This is a genomic window from Shewanella glacialipiscicola, assembly GCF_023283485.1.
Lineage (GTDB): Bacteria > Pseudomonadota > Gammaproteobacteria > Enterobacterales > Shewanellaceae > Shewanella > Shewanella glacialipiscicola.
Map to the genome: position 1 here is coordinate 148,605 of NZ_JAKILU010000005.1, position 16,585 is coordinate 165,189.

Sequence of the window (16,585 nt, forward strand, 5' to 3'; positions counted from 1 at the left end):
TAAGCTGCGCTGGTGTGACAATCCCCCTATCTAATAAATACTTTTTTGCCAACAAACGGCGATAAATAAGGAACACATTAATGATAAAACTCGGCATAGTGATGGACCCCATCAGTGAGATCAACATTAAGAAAGACTCCAGTTTTGCTATGTTAATGGCCGCGCAGCAAAGAGGTTATCAGCTGTTTTATATGGAAATGGCCGATTTAGCTATGGTCAACGGCGTGGCGATGGCCAATATGCGTCCGTTAACGGTTATCAATGATGCCAGTAAGTGGTTTGAGCTAGGCGAAGCTGTGGATACGCCAATGAGCGATCTTGACGTGATCTTAATGCGTAAAGACCCACCATTTGATACTGAGTTTATCTACGCCACTTACATGCTTGAACGCGCTGAAGAACAAGGCGTGCTGATAGTTAATAAACCGCAAAGTCTACGTGACGCTAACGAAAAGCTATTCACCGCATGGTTTAGCGAATTCACCCCAGAAACTATTGTCACCCGCGACGCTAAACGTATCCGCGCGTTCCATCAAGCTAAGGGCGATATCATTCTAAAGCCGTTAGATGGTATGGGCGGCACTTCGATTTTCCGCGTCAAGCAGGACGACCCTAATCTTGGCGTCATCATCGAAACTTTGACCAGCTATGGTCAACAATATGCGATGGCACAAGCCTTTATTCCTGAAATCACCCAAGGTGACAAACGTATTTTAGTGGTCGATGGCGAACCAGTACCTTACGCGTTGGCCCGTATCCCAATGAAGGGCGAAACCCGTGGTAATTTAGCCGCCGGCGGTAGCGGTGTGGCGCAGCCTTTGTCTGACAGTGATTGGGCAATTGCCCGCGCCATTGGTCCTGAGCTTAAAAAGCGTGGTTTGATTTTTGTCGGATTAGATGTGATTGGTGACAAACTCACCGAAATTAACGTGACAAGCCCAACGTGTATCCGTGAGATCCAAGCAGCATTTGATGTTGATATTACTGGTATGCTGATGGACGCTATCGAAGCACGCCTTAAAGCATAAGCACAGCAATAAAATTACACTAGACAGGTTGTTATCGTTTGTTATGTAAGGCGCTTTACTTAGCCTGCGCCCAGTGACTCTATAGGGATGTGATATGAGTTTTACCAAAGCACCATTCTTGCTACTCGGCGTAAGTTTACTATTTTCGACGCCCTCTTTTGCAAAAGAAGCCGGCGCCGACGAAATAGGCCCAGCCAAAGCGCCTTCGCGCCCCAAAAATATTGTCATCATGATTGGTGATGGTATGGGGCCGTCTTACACTAGCGCCTATCGCTACTACAAAGATAACCCTGACACTGAAGAAGTCGAACAAACTGTATTCGACCGCTTATTAGTAGGTATGGCAAGCACTTATCCCGCCAGCGTCAGTGGCTATGTTACCGACTCGGCTGCTGCGGCAACCGCGCTCGCAACAGGCGTTAAATCTTACAATGGGGCGATTTCGGTCGATACCCAAAAGCAACCGCTGCCGACCATACTCGAAAAAGCCAAAAGTCTTGGTCTGAGTACCGGAGTGGCCGTTACATCACAAATAAACCACGCCACGCCGGCGGCTTTTTTAGCTCACAACGAAAGTCGTAAAAACTACGACGCTTTAGCGCTGAGCTATTTAGACACCAATGCCGATGTGTTTTTAGGCGGTGGCCAAAAGTATTTTTCTCCTGAGCTATTAGAGCAGTTCAAAGCAAAAGGTTATCAACACATCACTCGCTTTGAGGATCTTGCCAGCATCACCCAACCTAAAGTGTTAGGGTTATTTGCGCAGGTGCAATTACCCTGGGTGATTGATGAGAAAGAAGCGAAAAAGCTCAGCACCTTAACCCAAAAAGCGCTCAGTTTACTGTCGCAAAATGATCAAGGTTTTGTACTGTTAGTAGAAGGTAGCTTGATTGACTGGGCGGGTCACAATAACGATATCGCTGCAGTAATGGGTGAAATGAGTGAATTCTCCAACGCCATCGAAGTCGTTGAACAATTTGTGCGCGAAAACCCCGATACCCTCATGGTCATCACAGCCGACCATAATACCGGTGGACTTTCTATCGGCGCAAATGGCCAATACAGCTGGAACCCTGAAATTCTACGCAACATGTCCGTCAGCTCCGATACTTTAGCCTTGGCCGCCATTAATGGTGAGCAATGGCAAGCTGATCTTGCCCGTGGTTTAGGGGTAGAGCTTAGCGCAGAAGAACTAACCGGGTTAGATGCAGCCAGAATGCAAGGGCAAGAAACGTTAGCAATCGCGATTCGTCACCTGATTGATAAACGTACCAATACCGGTTGGACAACTGACGGCCATACCGGTACCGACGTACAAGTGTTTGCCGCAGGCCCGGCATCGGAGCTATTTAACGGTCATCAAGACAACACCGATATCGCCAATAAAGTTTTTAGCTTATTGCCTAAGCCTAAAAAACCTAAAAATTAAGCTTGAATCGATATCGTTAATTAAAGGCAACCGCATAGTCATACTGCTGTTGCCTTTTTTATTAGTCGCAGCATAGCAACTGGCTCAGGTGTAAATAACGGGTATAATGCCCGTACTTAAGTCTATCGGTGCCTACAACTGTGTTAACCAATCCATCGCAAGTCATTATTCGTAATCAAGACAGCCTAAACCAACATAAGGTATTAGTGCTCAATCATGAAGCCGATCTACTGCCAAAAGCCTTGCTTGATATCGCGGCATCGGTCGATGCACTCGCCTTGGATTATCACCATCACTTACACTTAGCGCCGCACGCCAATTCAAAACTACGGTGTTATTTCGGCCATGAGTTGCCGCAACAAGACCCGCTTACACCTGAAAAATACGATACTGTTATTGTTTATTTCCCCAAGGCGAAACCCCTTGCGCCTTATCTTTTTAACCTCGCAGCCAATCATCTGCTACCTAATGGGCAATTGCTCGTTGTAGGTGAAAACAAGGGCGGTATTAAGTCTTTGGTTAAGCTTTTACCTGAATACTTTACCACGGGGATGAAACTCGATAACGCCCGTCACTGCCTGCTATTTGGCAGCAATTTAGAAGGCAGCGCACCGGCAATGAAACTCAGCGATTGGGTCAGCCAGTATCAGCTCACCACACCCCAAGGTGAGATTAACATCTGTAATTTAGTCGGGGTATTTAGCGAAAAACGCTTAGATTTAGGTACTGAATTATTACTATCGCACCTACCGACGTTATCGGGCCGAGTACTCGATTTTGGCTGTGGTGCAGGCGTGATTACTGCAGCACTGCTCAAGGCACAGCCAAGCTTAGCCCTAGAATGTATCGATATTAATGCGATGGCACTGGCCTCTTGCGAGCTCACGTTAGCCGCCAATGGCATGACCGCCAAAGTGTATCCCTCCGATGGACTCGCACAAACCACGGGTAAATTTAACGGTATTATTTCTAATCCACCGTTTCATGATGGCCTCGCCAGTACCACCAGCATAGCGCAGAATTTTGTCAGTGACAGCGCTAAACAATTGCAGCATAACGGTATTTGGCAAATCGTCGCCAACCGTCATCTGCCCTATTCAGATATTATTGCCGCTGAATTTGGCCAATTAAAGGTGGTTGCCGATAACAACAAGTACAAACTGTATTATTTTCAACAAAAGTAACGTCTGCTCCCTAAACGCGCTTAGGCTTTAGCACTAAGCGCGTGGCTAACCGCTCTATCTATTTGTACCCTGAATTGAAATCCCTCAGTTAAAGCCACACTTTTTAAGCGTTATAAAATGCAATATTGTGATCTGCAGCATGCCGACACTTTGGATAAAAAATCTACAACAGCCGCAATCCCTTCATCCCTAGCGCATGTATTAACATTAAACCACCAAAATCGAACGGAATTAAAAAACCACACCTGTAGTTATTTTTACCATCTTGTAGTCAAAAACCAACACATAAGACTAACAAATCCACCATTAAACCTATAAAAAACTACTCATCGATTTTTGCGTAGACTATAAAAAACAAAATGGCAACATTTACGCGCTTTGCTGCCCAAAGGGCTTCTTTACGTAAAGAGTCTACTGGTATACTCAAGCAGTAATTCAAACAATAATAAAACAAACGGGTAGGAAGCTCTCTAATGTTGGATCCAGAACTCCTTGAGTTAAATAGCGATAAGAGCAAAGCCGAGTTGCGTTTAATTCCGAATATCCATGGCCCTGTGACTCACGACGCCATCATGCGTTTGCTGTCTTTACCCGAATTTGCCTCTTTATTCCCACTTGAAACCACCATCACTAAAACCGTCGCTAAAATTAACTCCGTTTGTAATAAAGACGAGGGTAAATTTGAACTATTTGCTGTTTTAGCCGAACGACGTGATGGCAGTATCGCTATCGAAATTTCGCCAGATAAAATGCAAGCTAGCCTTACGTTAACAGCAGCGTGGGGCGGTAAAGAAATAGATCTACCGGCAATACTCACTTACCTGAAAAAAAATAATGTTTGCATGGGCTTGAGTAAGCTAAAAATTCAAGCGCTACTGCAACAACTCGGTACACTTAAAGCCGGTGAAACTTGCCAAAGTGAAATCGCCCAAGGTAAAGCTGCCGTCAATGGTAAAAATGCTCGATTTGAGCGAAAAGTATTTCTCGCTCGCGAGCGTTTGTTACAGCCGCAAGAACGTGAAGACGGCAGTGTCGATATGCGCAACCTCGGCTCAATGATTATGGTCAAAGCAAACGATGTGCTGATGATCAAACACCCTGTCACCGAAGGCGCTCCGGGCTACAATATTAAAGGCGAAGTGCTCAAGCAAAAGTCTGGTAAAGACATCGTACTCCAAGCCGGAACAGGCACGGCTTTTCACCCCAAAGATCGCAATATACTGATTGCCACCGTGGCGGGCCAACCCGTTGAAACCCGCACAGGAATGAATGTGGATGATGTGCTAGAACTTAAAGATGTCGATATTGGCACCGGCCACATTACGTTCAAGGGCAGTATTTTAATTACCGGTGATGTGCACGAAGGCATGGTCGTAAAAAGTTCTGGTGATATTACCGTGATGGGATTTGTTGATTCGGCAACCTTAGAAGCCGAAGGCGACATTACCGTCAGTAAAGGAGTCATTGGCAGACAAGTAAAAGTGAATGAATTTTCCACCAATCTTTATGCTCAAGGGCAGATCAGCGCCCAGTTTGTGCAATATTCCCATTTAGTTGCCAAAGGCAATATCTTAGTCACTAAACAATTGCTACACAGTAATACCAAAACGGCGGGCAGTTTAACGGTGAGCGATCCTAGCGGTCGTCGTGGCGATCTGGTTGGTGGTATTGCCCATGCTGAAAAAGGTATCACTGCGGTGGTTATAGGTGCCACAGCAGGAACTAAAACCGACGTTTACTGCGCGATGGAACAAGCTGCGCTTAAGCAAGATCTCAAGCTACTCGATGAGAGCGTTCAAGCTATGGTAGTTGCGAGCTTAGATATCACAGCTCGTCTAAATAAATTACCACCCAAGTCAGAGTGGCAAGCTGATGCCATTATGATTGAACAAATCAAAATGATGCTCGATGAAAAAAATCGAATAATGGCTGAGCGCACCCGTGAAGAGCTTGAATTTGATAACTTAAAGCTGGAAGTTGAAGGTTATTACGAGAAATATCGTATCGATGCCCTCAAGCATGTATTTCTTAACGTTGAAGTGCATATCGGTCCACTCAATCATCGCACCGCACGCGAACATGGCACTTGTTGTATCGCCAATGTAAATCAAGAAATTAACTTCGATTACAATGCTAAAGCCGTTGCACCGCCCACGGTATAAAATATGAGCATGGCATGATGCAAGTCTTGCCCTGACGGAGAAACCACCGTTAAGTGCTTACTAAATAGCCAAGCCGCGCTAACCTCTATCTATCTTCTCTAAGCATGGCATACTGCTCAATAACAACATTGGCTGCAGTATGTCAAAGCCTCTTCTTAAATCCTCATCCTTGTTACTGCGGCCAATAGGATTAACATCTTAAGGATCTAAAATGACAAGCGTTAATATGTCGAGTATTGAATGGCCTGCAATTGTAAAACTCACTCAACATGATGAATTACTCTACCTTGAACACCAAAGGGATTGGCTCGAATTAGCCTGTCTTTATCAGCATCATTTTATTGAAACCGATCAATTATTGGACTCAAAAAGCCAGCTTTATTTTATCAGTGCCACCCCACAGACAATCCATGAAGATCCCGTAGGCGAGCTGCCTCAACTATTGCGTCAACAACAAGTCTTACCGCTTACAGAGTTTATTAAATGGGTACAAAACCATGCCCAAGCATTAGGCCAATGTTGCGTTGCTAAACTCGCCTTTACCACCATCAGTCAAGGGTTTGAAATCGTCCGCACTCTCGAAGAATAAGCCACATAAAATTGATGGATGCTGGCGAGTACAGGTCAATAGAGACAGTAATAGATCAGTTAATCAATAAAAAAAACAAGAGGACTCTAAAAGCTAATATCCTCATCATCAATTCGCAGGCATAATTTGCAGCGGCGTAACAACGCTAAATATTGAGGCAGTAATTAACCTGCCAACACGCTAAAACATGCAATTTTGGGTGTTAACTCAAACAATAACTGATGAGTTAGCACTCAGATATACGAACAAATGGAACCGAAATTGGAACTACTTAAGATTGACTGTTTAGGTAAACAACTGCGCTTAGAAGGCTCGCTCGCAGGTTGGCAACAACTCTTCTGGGATAACAACTTAGTCTCACAAAAATCTGCAACTGCCGATAATAGCGGCCTCAAAGTGCATGTCTTTGAGCTAACACACCATAGCAGTATTCCTGCCCTCGAAGGCGGCGAGTCGGCAAATACTGTCGCAGTAACGCCCATCCAAATGCGCCTTGAAATCGATCTCGTTTGGCAACCTTTTCGCCTCGATTATTGCTTACTTCAAGACGATAAAGTCATCGCACAAGGCCAACGTACCGAAAAAGATATCGAACGCCAAACCCCTGAAACACCTATCGTTAAACAGCAAAAACTTAGCATGGTGGGGTTAGCGTCTCTCGGTTTTAAACTGCTAAAAAGTGCTAAAGTCATCAAGGTTGTATTAGCCGGCGCCAGTATTGCTGCCTACTCTTGGCTATTTTCATTCCAGTTTGCTCTAGCACTTATCGCCTGTTTAGTGTTTCACGAATACGGTCATATCCGTGCAATGAAATATTTCGGCATGAAAACCAAAGGCATTTACCTTATTCCCTTTATGGGTGGACTTGCGCTCTCAGATGAAAAAATTAACACCCGCTGGCAAGATGTAGTGATATCCATCATGGGGCCGACCTTTGGTCTATTGATGTCGATAGCCTCGCTCATTGCTTACCACGCGACAGGCAATGTATTTTTTGCGGGTCTTGCCGCCTTCAACGCCCTGCTTAACCTGTTTAATTTATTGCCGATTTTACCCTTAGACGGCGGCCATATTTTAAAGAGCATTAGCTTTTCAATGAACAGCATTATGGGCTTAGTCGCCTGCGCCGCGGGCGCAGCTTTTGGCGTATATATCAGCTATACCTTGGGCTTAGCATTATTAGGATTTTTACTGTTAATCGGCAGCTTAGAAATTATCTTTGAGTGGCGCACTCGCCACCAAAGCCATCTGTTACCGTTAGACAGATACGGGCAAATATTCTCAATTATTTGGTACTTACTGACTGTCGGCGCCTTGATTGGCATTATCTGGCACTTAGCGAGTTCGGGCGATGATATGCTCAGCCTACCGCTGCAAATATTACGTAGTTAATGGGTTAACAACGTCTAATTGAACGATTCAAAAAACAAAACCGCTATTAATAGCGGTTTTTTGTTTTTCGGTATAGACGGTTATTCCTGCGCTAAAGAAGGGGCGATATCGCTACCGCCAAGCGCTTGATAAAGCGTGGCTTGTGCCGTGAATTGGTTATAGCGGTTTTCAAGTAAAGCCGCCTCAGCGCTGCGGCGTTTCTCTTGCGCGTCAATCCAATTTTGAATACCAATCGCGCCGTAACGATACTGGCTAGCATAAATGGCTTCAACCTCAGCGGCAGCCGTAAACTGCTGCATGAGTTTATCGCCTTGATAAGCAAATTGCTGCTTTGCCGAAATCGCATTATCGACATCTTTAAAAGCGGAATAGAGTGTCTTGCGATAATTCACTACCGCAGTTTGATAATCGATATCTGCAATATCGTTATTGATCTGCATTTGATTCCACTGCAAAAAAGGTAACACTAAGCCTGCGCCTAAACTGCCAATGGGGTTACGTAGTAATTCCTTTAACTCAGCGGTCGATTCACCAACACTGCCGGTTAAACTGAGGCTTGGAAAGTAACTCGCATAGGTGGCGTCTTTACTTGCCAAGGCTGAGCGCAATTGATACAAGCTCGCCTTAACATCGGGGCGGCGCACCAATAAATCAGCAGGAACGCCAACGCTAATTTCTGGCACCGCGGTTTTTGGGAGTTGCGTTATATCAAGCCCATTCTCACCCGATATTTCATTAACCCCAGGCGCCTTACCCAATAAAATAGCGAGGGCATTTTGCGTTTCAGTTAATTGCTGCACTAGCTGACTGTGAGCCGCCTCTTGCCCTGCTAGGCTGCGTTTTGATTCAAGCACATCCAATTGAGTGACGGCGCCGGAATCATACTGCCGCTGAGTTAATGCGAGAGTTTGTTGACTGTACTCTATGCTTTTTTGGCTCAAATCCACTCGTTGATGCAAATAGCCTAACTGCCAGTAAAGAGATGCAGTCGTTGCGACTAGGCTTTGGGCGGTGCTTTCTCTATCTTCGGCACTGGCCAAAGTCGCCCATTGAGCTTGGTCGATATTAGCCGAAACCTTACCCCATAAATCGACTTCATAACTCACCGATAAATTGGCTTGATAACTTTTTGTCGCATCGCCACCATCAAGGGGTTGGTTGCGTGAAGCGCTCAGATTTGAAGATAGCTGCGGATATAAATCATCCCGCGTTAACCCCGCCTGTAAGCGGGCTTTTTGCAGTGTTAACGTGGCAAGCGTTAAGTCATTATTGGTGCTTAATACTTGAGTGATTAGCTTATCAAGCTCTGGCTGATGGAACTGCTGCCACCAAGGGTCAAGCTTCACTTGCTCGTTCACAGTAATATTTTGCCAATGGGCAGGCATTGTCAGTGCGGGCGGCTCAAAATCTGAGCGCATAAAACTACTGCAGCCACCAAGTACTATCCCAACCACAATCGCAGCAGCGCAAAGAGTCAGTTTTCGATTAAAGGTTTTATGTTCCATGGTGTTATTACTCTCTTGCTAATGCATCAACGGGATCTAATCGCGCCGCATTGCGGGCAGGTAAAAAACCAAACAGCACACCAATTAATGTTGAACAGGCAAAGGCGGCAACGATGGATGTTGTTGAGTAAATCATTTGGAAACTGCCACCCGCCGACGCAAATATAACGCCAATCAAATAAGCTAAGGCAATGCCTAAGGCACCTCCGCACAAACATACCAACACAGCCTCGATAAGAAACTGGCGCAAAATATCACTCTGACGCGCACCTACAGCCATACGCACGCCAATTTCGCGAGTACGTTCGGTAACAGATACCAACATAATATTCATCACCCCAATACCACCAACAATAAGGGAAATCACCGCAATCGCCGAAACCAACAAGGTCATAGTGGCGGTAGTTTTTTCGATATTCTGTCTTATGGTATCGGTATTTATGGTGAAAAAATCTTGAGTCCCATGACGCATTTTTAGCAAGCTGATAATACCCTGCTCAGCGGCATTACTGGGTACGGATTCATCGAGCCTCACGGTTATCCCATCTAAGTATTTTTTACCCACCATACGCCCTGAAACTGTGGTGTAAGGTACCCATACGTTCAGCGCATCACTATTACCAAAAGCACTTTCTTTTGGCTGTGTCACACCGATAATTCGTACAGGCAAGTCACCTAAAAAAATCACTTGGCCAATTGCTGAGCCATCGGGGAAAATTTCTTTACGGGTATTATCATCAATAACGGCATCTTGAGCTAAGGCAGTTACACTGGCGTCATCCCAAAATTGCCCCTGCGCTAATTCATAACCGCGTACCCGAAAAAACTCAGGCCCCACCCCATTTATCGATGCTGATACGGCTTTATTACCAAAGCGCACCGTTGCACTGGAGCTAATGCTCGGCGTGACACTATCAACATAGGGCAAGTTTTTAAGGGCACTGGCATCATTACCCGTTAAGGTACGTACCCGTGCAGAACGCCTATCACCAAAGCCAGAGCCGGGGCGAATATCAATCGTATTAGTTCCCATCGAACTGATACTTTTGAGAATTTCCCGCTGAGAACCTTCACCCAGCGCCACAACAGATACTACCGAAGCAATACCAATAATAATCCCCAACATAGTAAGAAATGTACGTAATCTGTGGGTCGACATAGCAAGCAAGGCCATTTTGAATGCTTCGATATATCTGTCCCACGAAGCCATGCGTGTCGGTTTTACCGTTTGAGTAAGATCAGCAGCACTCGTAGTGTGAGCCCCTTGCAGATCTGTATTATCACGCGTGCTACGATTAGGTTCATCGCTGATAATAACGCCATCTTTAATTTCAATAATACGGTCAGCATGCTGGGCAACTTGCATATCGTGGGTCACGATAATGATGGTATGGCCGTCGTGATGTAGCTCTTGCAATAAGCGCATCATCTCTTCGCCGCTATGGCTATCGAGTGCACCAGTAGGCTCATCGGCGAGGATCACATCGCCGCCATTCATCAGCGCCCGCGCGACACTCACCCGTTGTTGTTGACCACCACTGAGCTGGTTTGGTTTATGATCTAATCTATCGCCTAAACCTAAGCGCGTTAATAAATGCTCGGCTCTTAGCTTACGTGCGCTACGTTCTTTGCCCGCATATACAGCGGGCACTTCGACATTACCTATGGCGGTGAGATCGCCAAGCAAATGATAACGCTGAAAAATAAAGCCAAAATGCTCACGGCGTAATTGCGCTAGTTCATCCACATCCATAGTGGAAGTATCTTGGCCGTTGATAAAATAGGCGCCCTTTGATGGCTTATCTAAACAACCTAAGATATTCATTAAGGTCGATTTACCCGAGCCAGAGGCGCCGACAATCGCTACCAGCTCACCACGGCCAATCGACAAGTTAACATCTTTCAATACAGTAAGTTGCTGATCGCCTGCTTGAAAGGTGCGGTAACAACCTGAAATTTCAAGTAATGCCGTTGTCACTGTTAAAACCTCATGCCAGGTGGACGACGCAGCTTACTGCTGCTGTCTGAAGATGGCATACCCAACACAACCTGATCGCCCTCTTTCAACCCTGCAGTAATTTCAGCATTGATTTTGTTATTAATACCAATGGTGACATCCACATATTGCACTTGGTTATCAACCAACACCGGCACTTGATACTGCGGACCACGGCGAGTTTTGCGCTCACTAGGCTGATCTACTGCCACTGATTTATCCCTCGGCTTGATACGTAATATTTGCGCGGGTACTAACAGCGCATCCTCAGCCTTAGCTAACACGATGGAAACCTGCGCCGTCATACCGATACGTAAGGTGCGATCAGGATTTTCTACATCAAACAAGCCATGGTAGTAAATCGCATCTGAGTCACTTGAGCTCATCTTGCTGTCGTCACCATTCATCGAAATCGGCCCCGGCTCTATCGCCCTTAATGTGCCAAGGTAAAGATGATTGGGCTTACCCAGAATAGTAAAATACACGGCTTGACCCGAATGGACATTGACCACGTCAGCCTCGGAGATTTGCGCCTTAACCGTCATAGTTTCGAGTTGCGCCATTTCTACTATGGTTGGTGTGGTTTGATTCGCGTTAACGGTTTGGCCGACTTCCACCGCCGAATACACCACAGTACCGTCCATAGGCGCGGTAATTTTGGTATAACCCAAATCAATTCTGGCACTATCAACATTAATCTCAGCCTGTTGTTTTTGCGCCTCTAATTGTTCAAGTTCAGCTTGGTAAACTGTCAGAGTAGCTTCTGCAGTTTCATAGCTGGCACGGGAGCTGGCGCTATCGGCGAGCATGGCTTGCTGGCGAGTAAACTCCAATTTTGCTTGACGAATTTGCGCCTGTTTAGCACGGAACTGGGCATTGATGCTCTTAAGTGATGCGAGCGCATCTTTCAAATTATTCTGTTGTGCCAGGCTGTCAATCTGGGCAATTAAATCGCCTTTTTTCACTTCATCCCCGAGCGCCAAAGGCAAACTTAAAATCTGACCCGATACCTGCGCGCCCACACTTACCAGTTTAGATGCTTGCAACATGCCATTGGCGAGTACTGAGTTTTCAATATCGCCACGGCGTACTGCTTCAGTCACGTAAGTAGGCGCGGTATCAGGCTTATGCCACAGAAAATATGCACCGCCGCCCAGAATAATTAAGCCGCTAAATGCGAGCAGTAAGTTACGCTTTGAGGATTTTTTCATCGGTATTGTCATGTCCATCAATGCTAAAGACAGCAAGCCATTATCTGGCTCAAGCTTGTTAAGAAACCAAAATTATTTCTGCAGTATATAGAGTTAGCCAAAGAGAGTAGACGAAGGAAGTGTCGTTAACAGGTAAAGATATGCAAATATCTGTGTTGAAATTGATAAGGCACGACTGAGTGTGATTAGGAGCAATGCCGATTGCGATACCGAATCGGCGAGTGGTAAATTTTAGAGCCTGCATTCTATAGCGGTGTAATTTCAGCTGTACTCATTATTCTTCGTTTAGTTCATGCTGGCGACAATCACCTGCGTTGCATCAAAACAGGCAAAACAGGACTCACCAACGACCAGATCTTGTGTTTGGGCGAGTGGCATCACTGAATAGATGATGTCTTTACCATCAATATCTATGGCTAATTCGGCTTTATCATCAAGTTCAGTCACGCTCAGCAAGCGACCGTTTAAGCAATTTTGACCATCAACGTGACAGGTGTTTTTACTGGTAATCACCGCTGGCGCTTTAAATAATAACAACACCGACTTATCCATGATCAGCTGCAACCGCTCGCGGCTCGCATGAGTGACTGAAATCTGGATAGACTGTCCGCCTGCTAAGGTCACACTAATGTTGTCATTTAACCCTAATGAATCAATACGATTAATACGTCCAGTTAGCTGATTACGGGCGCTGGTATTGAGGGAAAAATGCGCCATTACATCTAATAGACTATGCATATCGACCGATTCATCAAGTAAAGCCGCTAAGGCCATGGCTTGTACTTGCGAAGTGATCGAATACACCTTGAGTAAACGTTTGCCAAATTCGGTGAGCTTAGCGCCACCGCCACCTTTACCGCCCTTCTCGCTGTTTACTACCGGTTCTGGCATCGCGGTGTTCATTTCATTAATCGCGTCCCACGCGGCTTTGTAGCTTATTCCCGCAAGCTTTGCGCCTTGGCTAATAGAGCCCGTATTGGCAACCTGTTCAAGCAAGTTTATCCGCCGTGGATTGGCAAAGGTTTTATCATCAAGGGAAAGCGTGAGTAAGGCATGTAAATCCATCGTTTATCCAGCACCTAAGTCTGACTTGAGCTTTATTGTCCCCTATCGGCCATACGATACCAATAAGATTACCGAGCTATTTCCAACTATTAATACAATTTATCCACCCAAAACCGTACATAGATCACTAATTGTGCGCTTAGGACTTGAATTGTCGCTATATAGATTGGTATACAACGATAACTTTTTATTATGGAGCAACACAATGAAATCAACTCAGCTAAAACAGTTTTTGCGTTTTACCACAGCTTCTATCTTTGGTATGGCGCTGATATGCAGTCCTAGTTTTGCAGCAGATAACGAACAAGTCACTGTCTTTGCAGCAGCGTCACTCACAAATGCGCTTAATGAGATTGGCCAACAATATGAAAAAGAGCACAAGACTAAGGTGATCTTTTCCTTCGCTTCTTCGTCAACGCTAGCAAAACAAGTGACCAATGGTGCGCCTGCCGATTTGTTTATTTCAGCAAACCAAAAATGGATGGACTATCTCATCGAGGCCAAAGCCGTTGATGTAAGTAGCCGCAAAACCTTATTGAAAAATACATTGGTGCTGATTGCTGAAAAAGATAGCCCAATCACCGAAGTCACGCTCAATAGCGATTGGGATATTAAAGCCGCATTGCAGGGCAATCGTATGGCCGTTGGCGATCCTGACCACGTACCTGCGGGCCAATATGCTAAACAAGCATTAGAAAGCCTCAATCTGTGGAAAACAGCCGAACCGTTACTCGCCCGCGCCAATAACGTCCGTGCAGCACTAGCCTTAGTTGAACAGGGTGAAGCGCCATTTGGTATAGTGTATGCAACCGATGCTAAAGTGACCCAAAAAGTTAAAATTGTCGCGACTTTTCCCGCCACCAGCTACAGCCCTATCGAATATCCTATTGCTTTAGTCAAACAAGAATCAACAGCGAGTGCTAAAGCTTTCAATGAGTATTTACAGGGCACAAGCGCAAAAAACGTGTTTGAAAAATATGGCTTTGGGGTTAACTAAGTGCTGAGTGACTTTTTCTTAGATAGCTCTGTGTTAAGCGGCTCTGTGTTAAATAGATTTCTTTTAAGCGACTATGAAATTGCCGCACTGCTGCTTAGTTTAAAGGTTTCGTCCATTGCCGTTATTGCCAGTTTACCTCTGGGCATTTTATGCGCTTGGTTACTAGCTAGGGTGGAGTTTCCCGGTAAAGCCATCTTCGACAGTATTCTCCACCTACCACTGGTGTTGCCACCCGTGGTAGTGGGTTATCTGTTGCTCATCAGCATGGGACGTAAAGGATTTATTGGCCAATGGTTATTTGACTGGTTTGGCATCAGCTTTAGCTTTAGTTGGCGCGGTGCAGCATTAGCCTCTGCCATAGTATCTTTTCCACTGATGGTGAGAGCTATACGCCAATCCTTTGAAACGGTTGATATTCGACTTGAGCAGGCCGCGCGTACTTTAGGCAGCAGTCGATGGCGAGTATTTCTGACCATCACATTGCCACTCACGTCTCCCGGGATTGTTTCGGGCATGATTATCGCCTTTGCCCGTAGCTTAGGAGAGTTTGGTTCTACCATTACTTTCGTATCTAATATTCCCGGCGAAACCCGTACTATTCCACTGGCAATGTACTCTTTTATTGAAACCCCTGGCGCTGAGTATGAAGCAATGCGTTTATGCATTATCTCGATAATTATCGCCTTAGCCTCTTTACTCGCCTCGCAATGGCTAACTCAAAAAGCCTTACAGAGGACCGCAAGTGCATGTTAAGCATCAATATTGAAAAACGACTCGGTCAATTACAACTAAAAGTAGACACGCAATTACCCTTACAGGGAATTACCGCTGTTTTTGGACGTTCAGGCGCAGGTAAAACCTCGCTGGTAAATCTGCTCGGCGGCCTTTCTACCCCTGATAAGGGTGAGATTCGTTTGGGTGATAAACTGCTATACCAACAAGGAAAAGTTAATCTTCCGCCAGAAAAACGTAACATAGGTTATGTATTTCAAGAGGCCAGACTCTTTCCGCACTACAGCGTTAAGGGCAATCTCAACTATGGTGTACGCCAAGACAACCCAGTATTATTTAATAAAGTTGTGCAACTGCTTGGTATCGAAAAACTCTTAAGCCGTTACCCCATTACGCTATCTGGCGGGGAAAAACAGCGCGTCGCAATTGGCCGTGCACTGCTGACATCACCCGATATGTTGTTAATGGATGAGCCCTTAGCCTCACTCGATTTACCCCGCAAACGCGAATTACTGCCTTACTTGCAAACGTTATCGCAGGAGTTAGCACTGCCAATTATGTACGTGAGCCACAGCCTTGATGAGATTTTGCAACTGGCCGATTATATGCTGGTGTTACACCAAGGAAACGTGATTGCTCAAGGCGCACTCAGCGAGGTGTGGAATAGTGAGCAAATGCGTCCTTGGGTGCCAATGCAGGAATTAAGCTCACTGCTCAGCGCTAAGGTTGCCGATAGGCATCCCGATTATCCCATGACACGTTTAGTGATGGATGATGGTAATCATCTGTGGGTTAGCGGCCATCTTGCTGCAACAGAAAAAAAACTCAAAGTACGTATTCAGGCAAATCATGTTTCAGTTTGCACCGAGATCCCAAGGGGGTCGAGTATCCGTAACTTATTGAAAGGTGAAATTAAAGAGGTATATACAAGCGATAATGGGGAGCAAGTTCAATTAAAAATCGCACTAGGCCGCGATGAACTCTGGGCTAACATTACCCCATGGGCTTGCCATGAACTGCAACTCACTCAAGGTAAAGCGATTTATGCTCAAATCAAAGGCGTAACCATGACACAAATGGATATCGCCGAATCCCACTAAATCCACTTTAATCCAAATTTTAGATACAAACAAAACGACTCTAAGTCGGTTTTTGTCTTCATCAGAAGGATTTAGTACCAGTAGACAGAATCGAACTGTGTAGTGGTTTATTGCAGATAACAAATTAACTCTGACATTTGATTCAAAACCACGCCAGTGCTGACGTTTACTGACAAGGCAAGAGATAGGAAAGGA

13 protein-coding genes are annotated in these 16,585 nt (G+C 45.4%); 9 read left to right on the forward strand and 4 right to left on the reverse strand.

Annotated elements, in window-relative coordinates; translation table 11 throughout:
- Positions 1 to 80: 80 nt before the first annotated feature.
- The 6 genes from gshB to L2717_RS06370 all read left to right on the forward strand — a co-directional run bounded on the left by gshB (position 81) and on the right by L2717_RS06370 (position 7,784).
- Positions 81 to 1,028 carry a glutathione synthase gene (gshB, locus tag L2717_RS06345; RefSeq protein ID WP_220773324.1) on the forward strand — a complete coding sequence of 316 codons (948 nt, stop codon included), beginning with the start codon at positions 81 to 83 and terminating at the stop codon, positions 1,026 to 1,028.
- A gap of 94 nt (positions 1,029 to 1,122) precedes the next feature.
- The gene (locus tag L2717_RS06350; RefSeq protein ID WP_220773323.1) at positions 1,123 to 2,457 is read left to right on the forward strand and encodes an alkaline phosphatase; all 1,335 of its coding nucleotides are present in this window, start codon (positions 1,123 to 1,125) and stop codon (positions 2,455 to 2,457) included.
- Positions 2,458 to 2,597: 140 nt separating this feature from the next.
- Positions 2,598 to 3,641 (forward strand): methyltransferase, encoded by a 1,044-nt coding sequence (locus L2717_RS06355; protein WP_220773322.1) that lies wholly within the window; start codon positions 2,598 to 2,600, stop codon positions 3,639 to 3,641.
- Between the two features lie 473 nt (positions 3,642 to 4,114).
- Positions 4,115 to 5,803: a flagellar assembly protein A gene (locus L2717_RS06360; RefSeq protein WP_220773321.1), complete on the forward strand. Its 1,689-nt coding sequence runs from the start codon at positions 4,115 to 4,117 to the stop codon at positions 5,801 to 5,803.
- Positions 5,804 to 6,014: 211 nt separating this feature from the next.
- Positions 6,015 to 6,392: a DUF4144 family protein gene (locus tag L2717_RS06365; protein ID WP_220773320.1), complete on the forward strand. Its 378-nt coding sequence runs from the start codon at positions 6,015 to 6,017 to the stop codon at positions 6,390 to 6,392.
- Between the two features lie 249 nt (positions 6,393 to 6,641).
- Positions 6,642 to 7,784 carry a site-2 protease family protein gene (locus L2717_RS06370; RefSeq protein WP_220773319.1) on the forward strand — a complete coding sequence of 381 codons (1,143 nt, stop codon included), beginning with the start codon at positions 6,642 to 6,644 and terminating at the stop codon, positions 7,782 to 7,784.
- A gap of 80 nt (positions 7,785 to 7,864) precedes the next feature.
- On the opposite strand, the gene L2717_RS06375 is transcribed toward L2717_RS06370, so the two are convergent.
- The 4 genes from L2717_RS06375 to L2717_RS06390 form a co-directional block, all read right to left on the reverse strand.
- A complete protein-coding gene (locus tag L2717_RS06375) occupies positions 7,865 to 9,289 on the reverse strand; it encodes an efflux transporter outer membrane subunit (protein WP_220773318.1) in 1,425 nt (474 codons plus the stop codon).
- A gap of 7 nt (positions 9,290 to 9,296) precedes the next feature.
- The gene (locus L2717_RS06380; protein WP_220773317.1) at positions 9,297 to 11,267 is read right to left on the reverse strand and encodes a MacB family efflux pump subunit; all 1,971 of its coding nucleotides are present in this window, start codon (positions 11,265 to 11,267) and stop codon (positions 9,297 to 9,299) included.
- A 2-nt stretch (positions 11,268 to 11,269) separates the two neighbouring features.
- A complete protein-coding gene (locus L2717_RS06385; protein ID WP_220773316.1) occupies positions 11,270 to 12,496 on the reverse strand; it encodes an efflux RND transporter periplasmic adaptor subunit in 1,227 nt (408 codons plus the stop codon).
- A gap of 285 nt (positions 12,497 to 12,781) precedes the next feature.
- Complete coding sequence (locus L2717_RS06390) at positions 12,782 to 13,561, reverse strand: TOBE domain-containing protein (RefSeq protein WP_220773315.1); 780 nt, start codon at positions 13,559 to 13,561, stop codon at positions 12,782 to 12,784.
- A 205-nt stretch (positions 13,562 to 13,766) separates the two neighbouring features.
- Here L2717_RS06390 and modA point away from each other — a divergent pair, with 205 nt between their 5' ends.
- Genes modA through modC form a run of 3 tightly spaced genes read left to right on the forward strand, consistent with a single transcriptional unit; the run spans position 13,767 to position 16,390 of the window.
- The gene (modA, locus tag L2717_RS06395; protein ID WP_220773314.1) at positions 13,767 to 14,558 is read left to right on the forward strand and encodes a molybdate ABC transporter substrate-binding protein; all 792 of its coding nucleotides are present in this window, start codon (positions 13,767 to 13,769) and stop codon (positions 14,556 to 14,558) included.
- A gap of 30 nt (positions 14,559 to 14,588) precedes the next feature.
- Positions 14,589 to 15,311 carry a molybdate ABC transporter permease subunit gene (gene modB, locus L2717_RS06400; RefSeq protein ID WP_220773313.1) on the forward strand — a complete coding sequence of 241 codons (723 nt, stop codon included), beginning with the start codon at positions 14,589 to 14,591 and terminating at the stop codon, positions 15,309 to 15,311.
- A complete protein-coding gene (gene modC, locus L2717_RS06405) occupies positions 15,305 to 16,390 on the forward strand; it encodes a molybdenum ABC transporter ATP-binding protein ModC (RefSeq protein ID WP_220773312.1) in 1,086 nt (361 codons plus the stop codon). Before modB ends, modC begins: the two co-directional genes overlap by 7 nt.
- The last annotated feature ends 195 nt before the right edge of the window (positions 16,391 to 16,585 follow it).